Annotated in this window: 12 protein-coding genes; all 12 read left to right on the top strand. The window is 62.1% G+C overall.

Going from position 1 to position 14425, the window contains the following annotated elements:
• Positions 1 to 222 precede the first annotated feature (222 nt).
• The 12 genes from HX873_RS19165 to HX873_RS19110 all read left to right on the top strand — a co-directional run bounded on the left by HX873_RS19165 (position 223) and on the right by HX873_RS19110 (position 14259).
• Positions 223 to 1785, top strand: coding sequence for a methyl-accepting chemotaxis protein (locus HX873_RS19165; RefSeq protein WP_371316498.1), 1563 nt, complete (start codon positions 223 to 225; stop codon positions 1783 to 1785).
• Positions 1785 to 2297 (top strand): chemotaxis protein CheW, encoded by a 513-nt coding sequence (locus tag HX873_RS19160; protein ID WP_177069471.1) that lies wholly within the window; start codon positions 1785 to 1787, stop codon positions 2295 to 2297. Before HX873_RS19165 ends, HX873_RS19160 begins: the two co-directional genes overlap by 1 nt.
• Positions 2297 to 3559, top strand: coding sequence for a protein-glutamate O-methyltransferase CheR (locus HX873_RS19155; RefSeq protein ID WP_134325821.1), 1263 nt, complete (start codon positions 2297 to 2299; stop codon positions 3557 to 3559). The genes HX873_RS19160 and HX873_RS19155 overlap by 1 nt, the downstream gene beginning before the upstream one ends.
• A complete protein-coding gene (locus HX873_RS19150; RefSeq protein ID WP_102368208.1) occupies positions 3556 to 4242 on the top strand; it encodes a chemotaxis protein CheW in 687 nt (228 codons plus the stop codon). The genes HX873_RS19155 and HX873_RS19150 overlap by 4 nt, the downstream gene beginning before the upstream one ends.
• A complete protein-coding gene (locus tag HX873_RS19145) occupies positions 4239 to 6542 on the top strand; it encodes a hybrid sensor histidine kinase/response regulator (protein WP_102368209.1) in 2304 nt (767 codons plus the stop codon). Before HX873_RS19150 ends, HX873_RS19145 begins: the two co-directional genes overlap by 4 nt.
• Complete coding sequence (locus HX873_RS19140) at positions 6539 to 7549, top strand: chemotaxis response regulator protein-glutamate methylesterase (RefSeq protein ID WP_003219250.1); 1011 nt, start codon at positions 6539 to 6541, stop codon at positions 7547 to 7549. The genes HX873_RS19145 and HX873_RS19140 overlap by 4 nt, the downstream gene beginning before the upstream one ends.
• Positions 7550 to 7600: 51 nt before the next feature.
• Positions 7601 to 8602: a diguanylate cyclase gene (locus tag HX873_RS19135; protein WP_003219248.1), complete on the top strand. Its 1002-nt coding sequence runs from the start codon at positions 7601 to 7603 to the stop codon at positions 8600 to 8602.
• A gap of 247 nt (positions 8603 to 8849) precedes the next feature.
• A protein-coding gene (gene prfB, locus HX873_RS19130) for a peptide chain release factor 2 (RefSeq protein WP_096236834.1) occupies positions 8850 to 9945 on the top strand; the annotation gives its coding sequence in 2 pieces (ribosomal slippage) (positions 8850 to 8921 and positions 8923 to 9945; 1095 coding nt in all).
• 78 nt (positions 9946 to 10023) lie between these two features.
• The gene (gene lysS / locus HX873_RS19125) at positions 10024 to 11526 is read left to right on the top strand and encodes a lysine--tRNA ligase (protein ID WP_003219243.1); all 1503 of its coding nucleotides are present in this window, start codon (positions 10024 to 10026) and stop codon (positions 11524 to 11526) included.
• Positions 11527 to 11678: 152 nt separating this feature from the next.
• Positions 11679 to 12395, top strand: a complete 717-nt coding sequence (locus tag HX873_RS19120; RefSeq protein ID WP_023659125.1) for a TetR/AcrR family transcriptional regulator — start codon at positions 11679 to 11681, stop codon at positions 12393 to 12395.
• Positions 12396 to 12411: 16 nt separating this feature from the next.
• On the top strand, positions 12412 to 12960 hold the full coding sequence (locus HX873_RS19115) for a hypothetical protein (RefSeq protein WP_008431109.1): 549 nt from the start codon (positions 12412 to 12414) through the stop codon (positions 12958 to 12960).
• A 21-nt stretch (positions 12961 to 12981) separates the two neighbouring features.
• Positions 12982 to 14259: a flavohemoglobin expression-modulating QEGLA motif protein gene (locus HX873_RS19110; RefSeq protein ID WP_003219237.1), complete on the top strand. Its 1278-nt coding sequence runs from the start codon at positions 12982 to 12984 to the stop codon at positions 14257 to 14259.
• The last annotated feature ends 166 nt before the right edge of the window (positions 14260 to 14425 follow it).

Genomic DNA, 14425 nt, shown 5'->3' with positions numbered 1-14425 from the left:
GTAAGAGCGGAACCAATAGCAGCCGTTACCGCAGCAACGGATATGCCCCCCCAAGAAAACTTTCCTCCCCCGAGCGTGACCCAGATCCCACAACCCGTTGATTAATGATGGCATCCGCTCAGCTATACTCCTCTCCATTTGAATGGCCCTCGAGGAATTACTGTGAAGAACTGGACCTTGCGCCAACGGATTTTGGCGAGCTTTGCGGTCATCATCGCGATCATGCTGCTGATGGTAGTGGTCTCGTATTCACGCCTGCTGAAGATCGAACTCAGCGAAGAATCAGTCCGTGACGACGCAGTCCCGGGGGTGTACCTGAGTTCGATGATCCGCAGTGCCTGGGTCGACAGTTACCTGCAAACCCTCGATATCATTGGCCTGCGCGAAGACAAGGGCCTCACCGACGCCGACAAGACCGACTTCAAGTCTTTCGAAACCCGTATCCTCACCCAGATGGCCAATTACAAGGCGACCATCAACGGCGGCGAGGACCAGGCCGAATTCGATAAATTCGAAGCCCTGCACCAGGCCTATAACAAGGCCCTGTCCGGCGTTCTCGACCACCTGCAGAACCACGACGTGGCCGCCGCCCGCAAACTGTTCGACGCCGAGCTGACCCCGACCTGGACCGCAGGCCGCATGAAGCTCAACGACATCATCACCGAAAACAAAAACGTCGCGGACCGCGCCACCAACGCTATCGACGACGCCGTGTCCGCTGCAAAAATCAGCATGGGCGTCTCGCTGATCCTCGCGATCCTCGCCGCTGGCCTCTGCGGCCTGCTGCTGATGCGCGCGATCATGGCGCCGATGAAACGCATCGTCGACATCCTCGAAACCATGCGCACCGGCGACTTGAGCAAACGCCTGAACCTCGAACGCAAGGACGAATTCGGCGCAGTAGAGACCGGCTTCAACGACATGATGACCGAGCTCACCGCCCTGGTGTCCCAGGCACAGCGCTCTTCGGTACAGGTCACCACCTCGGTCACCGAGATTGCCGCGACTTCCAAGCAACAACAGGCCACGGCCACTGAAACCGCCGCGACGACCACCGAGATCGGCGCTACTTCGCGGGAGATCGCTGCTACTTCCAAGGACTTGGTCCGTACCATGACCGAAGTCTCCACCGCCGCCGATCAGGCCTCGGTGGCCGCCGGCTCCGGCCAGCAAGGCCTGGCGCGCATGGAAGAAACCATGCACTCGGTGATGGGCGCAGCTGACCTGGTAAACGCCAAGCTGGCGATCCTCAATGAGAAGGCCGGCAACATCAACCAGGTGGTGGTGACCATCGTCAAGGTCGCCGACCAGACCAACCTGTTGTCCCTCAACGCTGCCATCGAGGCCGAGAAGGCCGGTGAGTACGGTCGCGGGTTTGCCGTGGTAGCCACCGAAGTGCGGCGCCTGGCCGACCAGACCGCCGTGGCCACCTACGACATCGAGCAGATGGTGCGCGAGATCCAGTCGGCGGTGTCGGCCGGGGTGATGGGCATGGACAAGTTCTCTGAAGAAGTGCGCCGTGGCATGTTCGAGGTGCAGCAGGTGGGCGAGCAGTTGTCGCAGATCATCCATCAGGTGCAGGCCCTGGCGCCACGGGTGTTGATGGTCAACGAAGGCATGCAGGCCCAGGCCACCGGCGCCGAGCAGATCAACCATGCGCTGGTGCAGTTGGGCGATGCCAGCAGCCAGACCGTGGAGTCCCTGCGTCAGGCCAGCTTTGCCATCGACGAGCTGAGCCAGGTCGCCGTCGGCCTGCGCAGCGGCGTGTCGCGTTTTAAAGTCTGATGAACGACCTCGCGGCTAAACGCGGTGCTGTTGCGGCAGTGAAGAAAGCACTGTTCCTGGTGTTTCACATCGGTAATGAACGGTATGCCCTCAAGGCCACGGAAGTGGCCGAGGTGCTGCCGCGCCTGCCGCTCAAGCCCATTGCCCATGCGCCTGTGTGGGTCGCCGGGATCTTTGCCCATCGCGGGGCAATGGTGCCGGTGATCGATCTCAGTGCCTTGACCTTCGGTACGCCGGCCCAGGCCCGCACCAGCACGCGCCTGGTGTTGGTCAATTATCAGCCGGATACACTCACTCCGGCACGCTGGCTGGGGCTGATCCTCGAACAGGCCACCGATACCCTGCGCTGTGACCCGGCGGAGTTCCAGCCCTACGGCCTGGACAACCGCCAGGCCCGTTACCTGGGCCCGGTGCGCGAAGACGAGCGTGGCTTGATGCAGTGGATCGGCGTGGCGGACCTGCTGACGGCTGACGTGCAGGCGCTGCTGTTTGCTGCGGGCGAGGAGGGTTGATGAGCAGTGATCAACGCTTCTTCGACTTCCTTAAGGAGCGCATTGGCCTGGACGTTGCCTCGGTGGGCGAAGCGATCATCGAGCGTGCCGTACGCCAGCGCAGCATGGCGCTCAGCGCGCAGACCGCCGATCAATACTGGCAGCAATTGCAGGCCTCCACCGACGAACAGCAAGCGCTGATCGAAGCGGTGATCGTCCCCGAAACCTGGTTTTTCCGTTACCCCGAATCCTTCGCCACCCTGGGCCGGCTGGCGGTCGCCCGCCTGGCCGAAATCAAGCAGATGCGCGCCCTGCGGATCCTCAGCCTGCCGTGTTCCACCGGCGAAGAACCCTATTCGATTGCCATGGCCTTGCTCGACGCCGGGCTGGCACCGCATCAGTTCAAGGTGCAGGGCATGGACGTCAGCCCGCTGTCGGTGGAGCGCGCCCGCCGTGGGGTGTACGGCAAGAATTCGTTTCGCGGCCAGGACCTCGAGTTCCGCGATCGCCACTTCACCGAGCAAACCGACGGCTACCGGATTGCCGACCGGGTACGCGAACAAGTGCGCCTGCAGGTGGGCAACCTGCTGGACCCCACGCTGCTGGCCAACGAGCCCACCTACGATTTTGTGTTCTGCCGCAACCTGCTGATCTACTTCGACCAGCCGACCCAGAAGCAGGTGTTTGAAGTGCTCAAGGGCCTGACCCATGTCGACGGCGTGCTGTTTATCGGGCCTGCCGAAGGCAGCCTGCTGGGGCGCCTGGGCATGCGTTCGATTGGCGTGCCGCAGTCGTTTGCCTTCAGCCGGCATGCGGAGCCCGCGCCTGAACCGGTATTTGTGCCGATGCCCGCGCCGATTCCTCAGCGCAGTGCCGCGCCTATCCCGACCAGGCCCCGGCCGTTCAGCACCGTCAGTGCCCAAGTGGTACCGATCAAGCCGCCGCCCCCGCAGTCGGACGCCGCCGATCTGCTCAGTCAGATTGCGACCCTGGCCAATGAAGGCAAGAGCCTGGAAGCCCGTGCTGCCTGCGAGCGTTATTTGCAGAGCCATCCGCCGGCGGCCCAGGTGTTTTATTGGCTGGGCCTGCTCAGCGATGTGGCCGGCAGCGCCCTGGAAGCCCAGGGTTATTACAGAAAAGCCTTGTACCTGGAACCCCAGCACCCGCAGGCCTTGATGCACCTGGCCGCGTTGCTCGAGTCCCAGGGCGATGTCGCCGGCGCCCGGCGTTTGCAGGCTCGTGCCGCGCGCAGCGAGCGAGCTGACAGTGAGCGTAAATCATGACCCTGGATCCCGAGCTGAACCTGACCCTGGCCGATACCCAGGCCATCGATGACTGCTGGAACCGCATCGGCATCCACGGTGACAAGTCCTGCCCGTTGCTGGCCGAGCACATTCACTGTCGCAATTGCTCGGTGTATTCCGCCGCCGCCACGCGCCTGCTCGACCGTTATGCCTTGCAGCAGGACGATCACCGCCCCGTCGCGACGCCGGAAGTCGAGGGTGATGTCCTCACCCGTTCGCTGCTGATGTTCCGCCTCGGCGAAGAATGGCTGGGCATCGCCACTCGCTGCCTGGTGGAAGTGGCGCCGTTGCAGCCGATCCATTCCTTGCCCCATCAGCGTTCCCGCGCCTTGCTGGGCGTGGCCAACGTGCGTGGCGCACTGGTGGCGTGCCTGTCCCTGGTGGAATTGCTGGGGCTGGACAGCACCGGCAGCGGCCCCAGTGGCGCACGAATCATGCCGCGCATGCTGATCATCGCGGCGCAGGACGGCCCCGTGGTGGTGCCGGTGGACGAAGTGGACGGTATCCATGCCATTGATGAACGCACCTTGAATGCGGCATCTGCGTCGGGCACCCAGGCCAGCGCCCGCTATACCCAAGGGGTGTTGCAGTGGAAAGGCCGCAGCCTGCGCTGGCTGGACGAGGCGCAATTGTTGTCTGCCGTGACCCGGAGCCTCACATGACCCCCGACCAGATGCGCGATGCCTCGCTGCTGGAGCTGTTCAGCCTGGAAGCCGACGCCCAGACCCAGGTGCTCAGCGCCGGCCTGCTGGCCCTGGAGCGCAACCCGACCCAGGCCGACCAGCTCGAAGCCTGCATGCGCGCCGCCCATTCCCTGAAGGGCGCGGCGCGGATTGTCGGGGTGGACGCGGGGGTCAGCGTGGCCCACGTGATGGAAGATTGCCTGGTCAGCGCCCAGGAAAGCCGCTTGTACCTGCTGCCGGAACATATCGACGCACTGCTGCAAGGCACCGATTTGCTGATGCGCATTGCCACGCCGGGCAACACCGTGGGCCCGGCGGACATCGAGTCCTATGTGGCATTGATGGAGCGGTTGCTCGATCCGTCGCAGAAAGTCGCACCGCCCGCTGCGCCAAAGCCTGCGCCGCCGCCCACACCCGCGCCAGAACCTGAATTGTCGATGGAAGCGCTGCTGACCCTGCCGCCGGAGCCCGAACCCGCGCCGCCGGTCAGTGCCGAACTGCCACGCCAAAATAAGCGCATGACCGAAGGCGGCGAGCGGGTGTTGCGGGTGACCGCCGAACGTTTGAACAGCCTGTTGGACCTGTCCAGCAAGTCCCTGGTGGAAACCCAGCGGCTCAAGCCTTACCTCGCCAGTTTGCAACGCCTCAAGCGCATCCAGAGCAACAGCGCCCGCGCCCTGGAAAACCTCGACGGCCACCTCAAGACCGTCGACCTGAGCCTGGAAGCCCAGGAAGCGCTGGCTGATACCCGCCGCCTGTTGAGCGAAGCCCAGGCGCTGCTCGCGGAAAAAACCGCCGAAATCGACGAGTTCGGCTGGCAGGCCGGGCAACGCGCCCAAGTCTTGTACGACACGGCGCTGGCGTGCCGCATGCGGCCGTTTGCCGACGTGCTGGCCGGGCAGGTGCGCATGGTGCGTGACCTGGGCCGCAGCCTTGGTAAACAGGTACGCCTGGAAATCGAAGGCGAGAAAACCCAGGTCGACCGCGATGTGCTGGAAAAACTCGAAGCGCCGCTGACCCATTTACTGCGCAATGCTGTGGACCACGGCATTGAAATGCCCGAGCAACGCCTGCTGGCCGGCAAACCGGCTGAAGGCCTGATCCGCCTGCGGGCGTCTCACCAGGCCGGCTTGCTGGTGCTGGAGTTGAGCGACGACGGTAACGGTGTCGACCTGGAGCGCCTGCGCGGCACCATCGTCGACCGGCATTTGTCGCCGGTGGAAACCGCCCTGCGCCTGAGCGAAGAGGAACTTCTCACGTTCCTGTTCCTGCCGGGGTTCAGCCTGCGGGACAAGGTCACCGAGGTCTCGGGGCGCGGGGTCGGCCTGGATGCGGTGCAGCATATGGTGCGCCAGTTGCGCGGCGCGGTGGTGCTGGAGCAGACGGCGGGGCAGGGCAGTCGCTTCCACCTGGAAGTGCCGTTGACCCTATCGGTAGTGCGCAGCCTGGTGGTGGAAGTTGGCGAGGAGGCCTACGCGTTCCCGCTGGCCCACATCGAGCGCATGTGCGATCTTGCGCCCGACGACATCGTGCAACTGGAAGGCCGCCAGCATTTCTGGCACGAAGGCCGGCATGTCGGCCTGGTCGCCGCCAGCCAGTTGCTGCAGCGCCCGCCGGGGCAGGGCAGTCAGGAAACCCTGAAGGTCGTGGTGATCCGCGAGCGCGATGCGGTCTACGGGATTGCCGTGGAGCGTTTTATCGGCGAACGCACGCTGGTGGTATTGCCCCTGGACGACCGGTTGGGCAAGGTCCAGGACATCTCCGCCGGAGCGTTGCTCGATGACGGTTCGGTGGTGCTGATCGTCGACGTCGAAGACATGCTGCGATCGGTGGACAAACTGCTGAATACCGGTCGTCTGGAGCGCATCGCCCGACGCACCCAGCAAACCCTCGAAGCACCGCGCAAGCGTATTCTGGTGGTGGATGACTCGCTGACCGTGCGTGAGCTGCAACGCAAATTGTTACTTAATCGCGGTTATGAAGTGGCCGTGGCAGTCGATGGCATGGATGGCTGGAACGCGCTGCGCTCCGAAGACTTCGACCTGCTGATCACGGACATTGATATGCCTCGCATGGACGGTATTGAATTGGTCACACTCTTGCGCCGTGATACTCGCCTGCAATCCCTGCCGGTGATGGTTGTTTCCTACAAGGATCGGGAAGAAGACCGTCGTCGTGGACTGGACGCCGGCGCCGACTATTATCTAGCCAAGGCCAGCTTCCATGACGACGCGCTGTTGGACGCGGTGGTGGAGCTGATTGGAGGAGCACGGGCATGAGGATTGCGATCGTCAATGACATGCCCATGGCCGTGGAGGCCTTGCGCCGGGCGTTGAGCCTTGAGCCGGCCCACGAAGTGGTGTGGGTTGCGGGCAACGGCCTGGAAGCAGTGCAGCGTTGCGCCGAGTTCACGCCCGACCTGATTCTGATGGACCTGATCATGCCGGTGATGGACGGTGTGGAGGCCACCCGGCAGATCATGGCCGAGACGCCCTGTGCGATCCTGATTGTCACCGTCGACCGCCAGGCCAACGTCAGCCGTGTATTCGAAGCCATGGGCCATGGCGCCCTGGACGTGGTTGACACGCCTGCACTGGGCGTGGGCAATCCGAAGGACGCCGCGGCACCGCTGTTGCGCAAGATCCTCAATATCGGCTGGCTGATTGGCCAGCGTGGCAGCCGCGTGCGGGCCGAGCCTGCGCCCCAGCGGGCCACGGGCAAACGCCAGAGCCTGGTGGCCATCGGTTCGTCCGCAGGCGGCCCGGCTGCCCTGGAATCCCTGCTCAAGGGCTTGCCCCGGGACTTCTCGCCGGCCATTGTGCTGGTGCAGCATGTGGACCAGGTGTTCGCCGCCGGCATGGCCGAATGGCTGAGCAGTGCCTCGGGCCTGCCGGTGCGCCTGGCCCGGGAAGGCGAGCCGCCCCAAAGCGGTGTCGTGTTGCTGGCGGGCACCAACCATCACATTCGTCTGCTGAAGAACGGCACGCTGGCCTACACCGCAGAGCCTGTGAACGAGATTTACCGGCCGTCCATCGACGTGTTTTTCGAGAGCGTCGCCAGCTACTGGAATGGCGATGCCGTTGGCGTGCTGCTGACGGGGATGGGGCGTGATGGCGCCCAGGGACTTAAGTTGATGCGTCAGCAAGGCTACCTGACCATCGCGCAGGACCAGCAAAGCTGTGCTGTTTACGGCATGCCCAAAGCGGCAGCGGCGATTGACGCGGCTGTTGAAATTCGCCCATTGGACAGAATTGCGCCACGATTGCTGGAGGTATTCGCAAAATGACCGATATCACACGCTGTCCTGGCCTGCAGGTAGTAATTCAGGTGACCGTAAATGAATGATTTGCAGCTCGACGACTTCAAGACCGACGAAAACGCCGCCATGGTGCTGCTCGTCGACGACCAGGCGATGATCGGCGAGGCCGTACGCCGGGGCCTGGCCCATGAAGACAATATCGACTTCCACTTTTGCGCCGACCCGCACCAGGCCATTGCCCAGGCGATCCGTATCAAGCCGACGGTGATCCTGCAGGACCTGGTGATGCCGGGTCTCGATGGCCTGACCCTGGTGCGCGAATACCGCAATCACCCGGCGACGCAGAACATCCCGATCATCGTGCTTTCCACCAAGGAAGACCCGCTGATCAAGAGCGCGGCGTTTGCTGCCGGGGCCAACGATTACCTGGTCAAGCTGCCGGATAACATCGAACTGGTGGCGCGCATCCGCTATCACTCGCGCTCCTACATGACCCTGTTGCAACGGGACGCGGCCTACCGGGCGCTGCGGGTCAGCCAACAGCAGTTGCTGGACACCAACCTGGTGCTGCAACGGCTGATGAACTCCGACGGCCTGACCGGGCTGTCCAATCGCCGGCATTTCGACGAATACCTGGAACTGGAATGGCGCCGCGCCATGCGTGACCAGACCCAACTGTCGCTGCTGATGATCGACGTGGACTTCTTCAAGACCTACAACGACAGTTTCGGCCACCTGGAAGGCGACGAGGCGTTACGCAAGGTGGCGGCGACCATTCGTGATGCCAGCAGCCGTCCTTCGGATTTGCCGGCGCGTTATGGCGGTGAAGAGTTTGCCCTGGTGCTGCCCAATACCTCGCCGGGCGGTGCGCGGCTGGTGGCCGAGAAGCTGCGCCAGGCGGTGGCGAGCCTGAAAATTCCGCACATTGCCCCGGCAGAAGGGGCGAGCCTGACCATCAGTATCGGCTTGGCGACCATGACCCCGGTGCAGGGCACCGATTGCCGGCAATTGATCTCGGCAGCGGACAAAGGCTTGTACCTGGCCAAGCACAATGGGCGTAATCAGGTGGGGATCGAGTAGGGAATACGGTCTGTGGGATGTCGCAGACCTAATGTGGGAGCGGGCTTGCTCGCGAATGCGGTGTGTCAGTCAATGCATCTGGCGACTGAACCTCCGCATTCGCGAGCAAGCCCGCTCCCACATTTGATCTTCATCGCTGTCTGGATGGTGCATATCCCCGCCTTTTCGGCCAAGCGGACTGCCGTTATCAGCCGTTTGTCGTTATACTCGTCGGCTTTCAAAAGTTCGCCAACGAGTGCTGCCCGCCATGGAAATCAACCCGATCCTTAACACCATCAAGGACCTGTCCGAGCGCTCCGAAACTATTCGGGGGTATCTTTGACTACGATCAAAAGCATGAGCGTCTGACCGAAGTCAATCGCGAGCTTGAAGATCCGGCTGTCTGGAACAAACCTGAATACGCCCAGGAACTGGGCCGCGAGCGCGCTGCGCTGGCGCAGATCGTCGACACCCTCGACGAATTGAACACCGGTCTGGGCGATTGCCGCGACCTGCTGGACATGGCCGTCGAAGAAAACGACGAAGGCGCAGTGGGCGATGTCGTCGCCGAGCTGGCCCGTCTCGAGGAAAACCTCGCCAAACTCGAATTCCGCCGCATGTTCAGCCATGAAATGGACCCGAACAACGCCTACCTGGACATCCAGGCCGGTTCCGGCGGCACCGAAGCCCAGGACTGGGCCAACATCCTGTTGCGCATGTACCTGCGCTGGGCCGACAAACGCGGTTTCGACGCGACCATCATGGAACTGTCGGCCGGTGAAGTCGCCGGCATCAAGGGCGCGACCGTGCACATCAAGGGCGAATACGCCTTTGGCTGGCTGCGGACCGAGATCGGCGTACACCGCCTGGTGCGCAAGAGCCCGTTCGACTCCGGCAACCGTCGCCACACGTCGTTCTCCGCCGTTTTCGTCTCGCCAGAGATCGACGACAAGGTGGAAATCGAGATCAACCCGGCAGACCTGCGGATCGACACCTACCGTTCCTCCGGTGCCGGTGGCCAGCACGTAAACACCACCGACTCGGCCGTACGTATTACCCACGTACCGACCAATACCGTGGTGAGCTGCCAGAACGAACGTTCCCAGCACGCGAACAAGGACACCGCCATGAAAATGCTGCGGGCCAAGTTGTACGAGCAGGAAATGCAGAAACGCAACGCCGCGTCCCAGGCGCTGGAAGACACCAAGTCGGATATCGGCTGGGGTCACCAGATCCGCTCGTATGTGCTCGACGCGTCGCGGATCAAGGATCTGCGTACCAACATCGAACGCAGCGACTGCGACAAGGTGCTCGACGGTGATATCGACGAATACCTGGAAGCCAGCCTGAAATCTGGCCTGTAACTCCCTTGTAGGAGCCGGCTTGCCGGCGATCCCCGGCCGCAGGCCGGGGACAACGAACCTGATGGAAAATTTAAAGACATGAGCGACCAACAACTCGACCCGCAAGCCCTGCAACAGGAAGAAAACTCCCTGATCGCCCTGCGCAAGGAAAAGCTTGCTGCCGAGCGCGCCAAGGGCAATGCCTTCCCGAACGACTTCCGCCGCGAAAACTACTGCGATGCCTTGCAGAAACAGTACGCGGACAAGACCAAGGAAGAGCTGGCAGAGGCTGCAATCCCGGTCAAGGTTGCCGGTCGCATCATGCTCAACCGTGGCTCGTTCATGGTGATCCAGGACATGACCGGTCGCATCCAGGTCTACGTCAACCGTAAAACCCTGTCCGAAGAAACCCTGGCCTCGGTGAAAACCTGGGACATGGGCGACATCATTGCCGCCGAAGGCACCCTGGCGCGTTCCGGCAAGGGTGACCTGTACGTTGAAATGACCAGCGTGCGCCTGCTGACCAAATCCCTGCGCCCGCTGCCGGACAAGCACCACGGCCTGACCGACACCGAGCAGCGCTATCGCCAGCGCTACGTTGACCTGATCGTCAACGAAGAAGTGCGCCAGACCTTCCGCGTGCGTTCGCAGGTTATTGCGCACATCCGCAGCTTCCTGATGAAGCGCGACTTCCTCGAAGTTGAAACGCCGATGCTGCAAACCATCCCGGGTGGTGCCGCAGCCAAGCCATTCGAAACCCACCACAACGCGCTGGACATGGAAATGTTCCTGCGTATTGCGCCTGAGCTGTACCTCAAGCGGCTTGTTGTTGGCGGCTTCGAAAAAGTGTTCGAGATCAACCGCAACTTCCGTAACGAAGGCGTTTCGACTCGTCACAACCCTGAATTCACCATGTTGGAGTTCTACCAGGCCTACGCCGACTACGAAGACAACATGGACCTGACCGAGGAACTGTTCCGCGAACTCGCGCAACTGGTCCTGGGCACCACCGACGTGCCGTACGGCGACAAGGTGTTCCACTTCGGCGAGCCGTTCGTGCGCCTGTCGGTGTTCGATTCGATCCTCAAGTACAACCCTGAGCTGACCGCCGATGACCTGAACGACATCGACAAGGCCCGCGCCATCGCCAAGAAAGCCGGCGCCAAGGTGCTGGGCTTCGAAGGCCTGGGCAAATTGCAGGTGATGATTTTCGAAGAGCTGGTGGAGCACAAGCTGGAGCAGCCGCACTTCATTACCCAGTACCCGTTCGAAGTGTCGCCGCTGGCCCGTCGCAACGATGACAACCCGAACGTCACCGACCGTTTCGAGCTGTTCATCGGCGGCCGTGAAATCGCCAACGCCTACTCCGAGCTGAACGATGCCGAAGACCAGGCCGAGCGCTTCATGGCCCAGGTGGCCGACAAGGACGCTGGCGACGACGAGGCGATGCACTACGACGCCGACTTCGTACGCGCCCTGGAATACGGCATGCCGCCTACCGCCGGTGAAGGTATCGGCATCGACCGGTTGGTGATGTTGTTGACCAACTCGCCGTCGATCCGTGACGTGATCTTGTTCCCGCACATGCGGCCACAAGCGTAACCGTAGCGAAATCCGAAGCCGCCTTTTATAAGGCGGCTTTTTTATGTGGCGTTTATAAGCGTCAAGTAAACAGCGCCAGGTGATCGTTCCCACGCTCTGCGTGGGAACGCAGCCCGTGACGCTCCGCGTCACACTGTGGAGGAAGATCCGTCGTGAACCGCGTAATGGCTCAAAAGGGTGCCGCCGGCATTGCCGCTGCCGTGGCTGAAAGTGTTCAGTACCAGGGCCGCAAGGCCAGTCGCCGGGGCAGTGAGCAGCGCAGGCAGGACATTCTCGATGCAGCGATGCGCATCGTGGTACGCGAAGGCGTGCGTGCCGTGCGTCACCGTGCGGTGGCGGCGGAAGCCGGTGTGCCGTTGTCGGCCACCACCTATTACTTCAAGGACATCGACGACCTGCTCACCGATACCTTCGCCCAATATGTGGAGCGCAGCGCCGCGTTCATGGGCAAGTTGTGGGTGCGTAACGAAGGCCTGCTGCGCGAGATGGTGGCTTATGGCGACGGCAGCCCGCAGTCGCGCTCGCAACTGGCCGATGACATCGCGCGCCTGACCGCCGATTACGTGCAACGCCAATTGCTCAACCGCCGTGAGCACCTGATGGCCGAGCAGGCGTTTCGCCAGGAAGCGCTGCTGAACCCGCGCCTGGCCGAGCTGGTGCGCTCCCACCAGCAAATCCTGCTGCAGGGCACTTGCCAGTTTTTCCAGGTATTGGGTTCCCGCGAGCCGCAACAGGATGCCAAAGTGTTGACGGCGATTATCGGTCGGATGGAATATCAGGGCCTGCTGGGCGGCGCAGAGCCTCTGACCAGCGAAGAAATGCTTGAGATCCTCAAGCGTTACATGCATTTGGTGTTGGCTTCGGTCTGACACAGGGGATTGTCCAATGAAAGCCTGGCGCGTCGTCGTGATCGCCTTGTCGTTCCTGTTGCTCAGCGGTTGCCTGGTGACCTTCAAGGACCCGTTGCCCGCCAGCGAGGCGGCGCCTGATGGTCTGCTTGGCAAATGGGCCAGTAAAAACGCCTGGGGTGAGCCGCTCAACCTGCAAATCAGCCGCGTCGGTGAGCACCGCTACAAAGCCGTGAGCTACCCTAAGGCCAAGCCGGGCCAGCGGGATGAATACCTGTTCACGGTTTCCCGGCATGGCAGCCGCTGGTATCTGTCGGCGCCATTGCCGGCCAGGTTCGGCGGGCATTACATCCTCGCCGGGTTCGAATTGAATGATGAGCACGAGCTGGTGGTCTACAACCTCGACCTGGATCAGGTCCACCAGGCGGTCGGCCAGAAGGTCCTGAGTGGCAGCACCGTCGAAACCGTCGAGGGTGCCGGTGTGTTGATCGACAGTTCCATGGCCCGGGTATTTGCGTACCTGGATGATCCGGCCAATGCCGATGTGTTCGTCGAAGCCGTGCGCTACCAGCGTGCAGGCAAATAACGTTTAAAGAGGAAGTAACGGGTGGACGATTACCAGCAGACGATACGCGCCTTGTCCGATCGCATTGTGCTGGCGCAAACACCGATTCGCGTCCTCGACGCCGTGAAGTGGGACGAGAATATTCGCCAGGGATTCCTCAAGGCCAAGGGCAAGGAAATGCCGGCGGTGGACCGCGACTACTACCTGACCCGGCCGCTGTCGTTCGATTCCAGCGCGGTGAAGCTGGAGTTCCAGAACATCGAGCGCGACATCACCCGCCAGCTTGGCCAGTTCAACCCGGTCGGGCAGATCATGCGGCGCATGTGCAAGGAATACCGCATGGTGGTGCGCATGCTCGAAGCGCGGGGCACCGAGGATTTCGGCCTGATCTCCCAGGAGCTGTACGGCGCCGCTTCCGATGCGTTCCATGCCGGTGACCCGACCCTGGCCGACCTCGGCCTGATGATGTCGGACTACCTGAACAATATCGATGGCCGTGGCGACCTCAAGGACGAAGCCAAGACCCTGACCGCCAAGGATGCCGTCAACCTGCTGCAGAGCCGCCTGAACAAGGTATTCGGCGAGGCCGAGGAAACCATCCGGGTGTTCGAGTCCGACGGTATCGTGGCGGATGCGGCGGCAGGTGCGGACTACATCAAGATCCGCGCCGACGCGATGTTCAACGACCGCGACGTGCGCGCCCTGGAGGTCCATGAAGGCCTGGTGCACGTGGGCACCACCCTCAATGGGCAAAACCAGCCGATCTGCACCTTCCTGTCCAAGGGCCCGCCCTCGTCGACCGTGACCCAGGAAGGCCTGGCGATCCTGATGGAAATCATCACCTTCGCCTCCTACCCCAGCCGTCTGCGCAAGCTGACCAACCGCACTCGCGCCATTCATATGGTGGAGCAGGGAGCCGACTTCCTGCAGGTGTTCGAGTTCTTCCGTGAGCAGGGCTTTGAGATGGCGGAAAGCTACGGCAACGCCAGCCGGGTTTTCCGTGGGTCGACGCCTACGGGTCTGCCGTTTACCAAGGATTTGTCCTACCTCAAGGGCTTTATCATGGTTTACAACTACATTCAGTTGGCCGTGCGCAAAGGCAAGCTGGAGCAAGTGCCGTTGTTGTTCTGCGGCAAGACCACCCTGGAAGACATGCGTACCCTGCGCCAACTGGTGGACGAAGGCCTGGTGGTGCCACCCAAATACCTGCCGGATCAATTCCGCGACATGAATGCGTTGGCGGCGTGGATGTGTTTCTCCAACTTCCTCAACCATTTGAGCCTGGACCGGATCGAGGCGGATTACTCCAATATCCTTTAACGATATCTCTGAAGGAACTCAGTCAAAATGTGGGAGCGGGCTTGCTCGCGAATGCGGTGTATCAGCAACAGATGTGGTTACTGAATCACCGCATTCGCGAGCAAGCCCGCTCCCACCTTTGATCTCCATAGGTCTTCAGGATTGTTCCCAACCCATTCACGAGGCT

It is taken from the genome of Pseudomonas sp. P7758, assembly GCF_013386485.1.
Taxonomy (GTDB): domain Bacteria; phylum Pseudomonadota; class Gammaproteobacteria; order Pseudomonadales; family Pseudomonadaceae; genus Aquipseudomonas.
Note: the sequence above shows the minus strand (reverse complement) of the source record. Positions and strands in the feature narration are given on the sequence as shown.

Bases quoted from the DNA above. Each gene is read 5' to 3' on its own strand.
- HX873_RS19150 (WP_102368208.1), top strand. From the start codon at position 3,556: ATGACCCTGGATCCCGAGCTGAACCTGACCCTGGCCGATACCCAGGCC.
- HX873_RS19135 (WP_003219248.1), top strand. From the start codon at position 7,601: ATGAATGATTTGCAGCTCGACGACTTCAAGACCGACGAAAACGCCGCC.
- HX873_RS19145 (WP_102368209.1), top strand. From the start codon at position 4,239: ATGACCCCCGACCAGATGCGCGATGCCTCGCTGCTGGAGCTGTTCAGC.
- HX873_RS19155 (WP_134325821.1), top strand. From the start codon at position 2,297: ATGAGCAGTGATCAACGCTTCTTCGACTTCCTTAAGGAGCGCATTGGC.
- HX873_RS19140 (WP_003219250.1), top strand. From the start codon at position 6,539: ATGAGGATTGCGATCGTCAATGACATGCCCATGGCCGTGGAGGCCTTG.
- lysS (WP_003219243.1), top strand. From the start codon at position 10,024: ATGAGCGACCAACAACTCGACCCGCAAGCCCTGCAACAGGAAGAAAAC.
- HX873_RS19115 (WP_008431109.1), top strand. From the start codon at position 12,412: ATGAAAGCCTGGCGCGTCGTCGTGATCGCCTTGTCGTTCCTGTTGCTC.
- HX873_RS19160 (WP_177069471.1), top strand. From the start codon at position 1,785: ATGAACGACCTCGCGGCTAAACGCGGTGCTGTTGCGGCAGTGAAGAAA.
- HX873_RS19165 (WP_371316498.1), top strand. From the start codon at position 223: ATGCTGCTGATGGTAGTGGTCTCGTATTCACGCCTGCTGAAGATCGAA.